Origin of the sequence: Acidisphaera rubrifaciens HS-AP3, assembly GCF_000964365.1 — a bacterium.
Taxonomy (GTDB): domain Bacteria; phylum Pseudomonadota; class Alphaproteobacteria; order Acetobacterales; family Acetobacteraceae; genus Acidisphaera; species Acidisphaera rubrifaciens.
On the sequence record NZ_BANB01001161.1, the window covers coordinates 1 to 530 of the forward strand.

Genomic DNA, 530 nt, shown 5'->3' on the forward strand with positions numbered 1-530 from the left:
CTGTCCGGCGCCGGCGAGGCCGGGGCGCGGTCGCTCGCGGCGGCGGCGGACGGCGGGACGGACGGCGGACCGCTGGGGGCGATCGAGCCCTACAGCGATGCCCGCCTCGCGGCGCTGCGCGCCGAGGGGCGGCCGGTGTTCGTCAACATGACGGCGGCCTGGTGCGTCTCCTGTCTGGTCAACGAGCGCGTCGCGCTGGGAACGGCATCGGTGCGCGACGCGTTCGCCCGCCACGGCATCGCGTATCTCAAGGGCGACTGGACGCGGCAGGACCCGGCGGTGACGGCATTCCTGCGCGCACACGGGCGTGACGGCGTGCCGCTGTATGTCTTCTACCCGGCAGCCCACGCGCCGGCGGTCGTCCTGCCGCAGATACTGACGCCGGGTCTGGTACTCGCCGCGATCGGCGGCGCCGCCTGAACGGACCGAACGGAGACCGAGGCATGATCGAACGACGCCGCCTGCTGTCCGCCGCCGGCGCGGGAGGGGCCGTGCTCGCGCTGTCGCGCGTGCCCGCCCGCGCCGCCGCC

Annotated in this window: 1 protein-coding gene; it reads left to right on the top strand. The window is 75.8% G+C overall.

From position 1 onward, the window contains the following. A partial coding sequence (locus tag B8460_RS20505) for a thioredoxin family protein (RefSeq protein ID WP_048863480.1) occupies nucleotides 1-420 on the top strand: 420 nt, incomplete at its 5' end. Nucleotides 421-530: the final 110 nt, after the last annotated feature.